Genomic DNA, 3639 nt, shown 5'->3' on the forward strand with positions numbered 1-3639 from the left:
ATCGGCACCGCCCGGGCTCCGGCCGACGGCGAGGGCCTGTCCATCGAGGTCAAGGGCCGCGACCTGATGCAGGGCGTGCCGCGCGAAGTTCGGATCAGCGAGAAGCAGGCGTCCGACTCGCTGTCGGAGCCGGTCAGCCAGATCGTCGACGCGGTGAAGATGGCGCTGGAGGCGACTCCGCCGGAGCTGGCCTCCGACATCGCCGACAAGGGCATCATGCTGACGGGCGGCGGGGCCCTGCTCCGCGGCCTCGACGCCGAGATCCGCGACCATACCGGCCTGCCGGTGACCGTGGCCGACGACCCGCTCTCCTGCGTCGCCCTGGGGTGCGGCAAGGTGCTCGAACATCCGAAGTGGATGAAGGGCGTTCTTGAGTCCACCCTGGCGTAGACTTCGCGAGTCGGGGCGGTGGCCGCTCCCTCGCATGCGAGCAGGTTCCGGTGGCCTTTCGTGAGAATCCGTTCGGCGAGCTGAAGGTCCCGCTGGCATGGACAGCCGCGGTGGCGCTGGTTGTCGCCGTCGTGGTGGCTGTCACCCTGCTGTTGGCCGATCGCCGCGAAACCTTCCAGACCGAAGCCTATGGCGCGACGCGCCGGGTGGGCGATGCGGTCGCCGCCCCTGTCACTGGCCTTCTCGCAACCCCCAACCGATGGGTCGGCGACGGGGTCGAGTATGTCCGCGGCTACTTCTTCGCAGTGTCGGAGAACCGTCGGCTGAAGGCTGAGCTGGTCGAGGCCAGCCAGTGGCGGGTCGCCGCGCTCGCGCTGCGCGACACCAACGAGCGCTACAGGACTCTGCTGGGCCTGAAGACGGATCCGCCGATCCCAATGGCCACGGCGAGGACGGTGACTGGCTCTCGCGGCCCGTTCGCCAACACCCGCCTGGCCAACGCCGGGATTGAGAAGGGCATCAAGGTCGGAAACCCTGTGCTGAGCGAGACCGGCCTGATCGGACGGGTGATCGGGGTCACCGAGGGCGCCAGCCGCATCCTGCTCCTGACCGACATCGCCTCTCGTACCCCCGTCATGGTCGACCGGACCAACGCGCGCTCGATCCTGACCGGAGACGGCGGGCCCAATCCAAAGCTGGACTACCTGCGCGGCAAGGAACCCGTGAAGGAAGGCGACCGGATCGTGACGTCGGGCGACGGGGGCGTCCTGCCTCGCGGTCTGCCCGTGGGCGTCGCGGTGAAGGGGCTGGATGGCCGGTGGCGCGTGGCGTTGGCCTCCGATTCATCACCGATCGACTTCGTGCGCATCCTACTTTTCCAGGACTTCTCGCAGCTCGCCAACGCCGCCGAGCTCAATCGCATTCCGCCGCCGCCGCCGGCGGCCTCCGGTCCGGCCGCCTCGATCGGCGTGACGCCGGCGCCGGCGCCCGCGCCGACGGCGCCGGCATTGCGGCTTGGCGCGTCGCCGACCGCCGCGCCATCCCAGAAGGCGTCGCCGCCCCGACGGACCGCGCCAACCACGTCGCCCCCCGCGCCGGTCGCCGCTTCACAGGCGCCGCCACCGCCGACACCCGCGACGGAGGTTCCGTTTTGAGCCTCGCCGGCGCCCGCCCGCTGAACCCCGGCCTTTGGCTGGGCTTGCCCATGCTCCAGGCTCTGGGACTGACGGTGTTGTTCGCGATCCCGTTCCGCATCTTCGGGCTGCAGCTTCCAGAGCCGATCTTCGCCCTGGCGCCGGCCTTCGCCTGGGCGGTCATCCGGCCCTCGATCCTGGCGCCGTTCGGGATCCTGGCCATGGGCCTGTTCCTGGACCTGTTCTGGGGCGGCCCGGTCGGCCTCTGGGCGCTATCCCTACTGACCGGCTATGGGGCGATGCTGGCCGGACGAACCCTGATCGTCGGCCAGAGCCGGCTGATGATGTGGATCTGGTACGGCGCGGCCTGCGCGCTCACCCAGCTCGCCGCCTACCTGTTCACCATGGCCGACGTGGGCGCCATGCCCAGCCTTGTCGCCGTCGGCTGGCAGTTCCTCGCTACCGTGATCCTGTTCCCGTTCGCCGATCATCTGATCGACCGCTTCGAGGACGCCGACGTGAGATTCCGCTAAGATCGGACCGATGAGCGAACCGTCGATCTTCTTTTCCGAGGTGAACGAACGGCAGGGCGTCTTCCATCGCCGCACCTTCCTGTTGGGCGGGTTCGCGGGCCTGGGCCTGACCGCCTTGGCCGGCCGGCTGGCCCATCTCCAGATCGTCGAGACCCAGCGCTACGAGAAGATGTCGGCCTCCAACCAGTTCAACTTCCGACTGGTGCCGCCGCCACGAGGCCTGATCGTCGACCGCAATGGCGCGGTGCTGGCGTCCAATCGCCCCAACTTCCGCCTGCTGGTCAGCCGCGAGGAGGACTTGGACCCCAAGGCCACGCTGAAGACGCTCGCGGCCTTCGTGCCGCTGGACGCCGATCGTCAGGCGCGGCTGGCCAAGGACATCGCCCGCGCGCCCAAGCGCTCGCCGGTCTCGGTCATGGAAGACATGAGCTGGGAGGAATTCTCGGCGATCAATATCCGCGCGCCCGAACTGCCCGGCGTCACCGCGGACATGGGTGAGGTCCGGGTCTATCCGCACGGCGGGGCCTTCGCCCACGTGATCGGCTACGTGGCCAAGGTGAACAAGGAAGACCTGGCGCCGACCGGCCCGAACTCCGACCCCATCCTCCTGCATCCCGGTTTCAGGATCGGCCGGCAAGGCGTTGAAAAAGCTTTTGATCTCGATCTTCGGGGCAAGCCCGGGGCGCGCAAGGTCGAGGTCGACGCCAATGGGCGCGAGGTGCGTCAGGACGAGAATGGCGACATCGCCGCCTTGCCGGGACAGGAGATCCAGCTCTCCCTCGATGTCGATATCCAGAACCGTGCGCTGGAGGTGTTCGGCGACGAGAGCGGCGGGGCGGTGATGCTGGATTGCCGCACGGGCGACGTCCTGTGCCTGTCCTCCGCGCCCAGCTTTGACGCCAACCGGTTCGTGCGCGGAATGACCGGGCCGGAGTACCGCGCCCTGGCCAACTACGAACGTCGCCCGCTGCTGGACAAGGCGCTGACCGCGACCTATCCGCCGGGCTCGACCTTCAAGACCATGACCGCCCTGGCCGCCCTGGACGCCGGGGTGGACCCTGAGCAGCGGGTGAACTGCGGCGGCGGCTGGTTCTTCGGCGGCCGCTACTTCCGATGTCACAAGCGGGGCGGGCATGGCTCGCAGAACATGCGCGACGCGCTGAAGAACTCCTGCGACGTCTACTTCTACCAGACCGCCTTGCGGATCGGTCCCGACCAGATCGCCAAGGCCGCCAGGGCGTTCGGTCTGGGGCAGGTCTTCGACATTGGTATCTCGGGCCAGAAGAAGGGCACCGTCCCGTCGACCGAGTGGAAGAAGAACTACTTCAAGAAAAATCCGGCCAACCAGAAGTGGTTTCCGGGCGAGTCACTGAGTTACGGCATCGGGCAGGGGGCCCTGGAGGTCAACTGTCTGCAGTTGGCGGTGATGACCGCGCGGCTGGCCAACGGCGTGAAGGCGTTGAACCCTCGACTGGTCCGCTCAATCGGCGGCAAGGAAATGCCCTCGGGGGCCGAGGTCCCCGACCTGCCGTTCAAGGCCGAACACCTCGCCTATGTCCGCGATGGCATGGCCGCGGTGACCG

4 protein-coding genes are annotated in these 3639 nt (G+C 68.3%); all 4 read left to right on the forward strand.

What is annotated here, in order from left to right; translation table 11 throughout:
• On the forward strand, nucleotides 1-390 hold a 390-nt coding region (locus RMO04_RS09170; protein ID WP_309644478.1), incomplete at its 5' end, for a rod shape-determining protein.
• A gap of 50 nt (nucleotides 391-440) precedes the next feature.
• The gene (mreC, locus tag RMO04_RS09175) at nucleotides 441-1544 is read left to right on the forward strand and encodes a rod shape-determining protein MreC (RefSeq protein ID WP_309644479.1); all 1104 of its coding nucleotides are present in this window, start codon (nucleotides 441-443) and stop codon (nucleotides 1542-1544) included.
• On the forward strand, nucleotides 1541-2056 hold the full coding sequence (locus RMO04_RS09180; protein ID WP_309644480.1) for a hypothetical protein: 516 nt from the start codon (nucleotides 1541-1543) through the stop codon (nucleotides 2054-2056). Before mreC ends, RMO04_RS09180 begins: the two co-directional genes overlap by 4 nt.
• Nucleotides 2057-2066: 10 nt before the next feature.
• On the forward strand, nucleotides 2067-3639 hold a 1573-nt coding region (mrdA, locus tag RMO04_RS09185), incomplete at its 3' end, for a penicillin-binding protein 2 (protein ID WP_309644481.1).

The sequence above is a fragment of the Phenylobacterium sp. genome (genome assembly GCF_031412415.1).
In the GTDB taxonomy this organism is placed as follows: Bacteria; Pseudomonadota; Alphaproteobacteria; order Caulobacterales; family Caulobacteraceae; genus Phenylobacterium.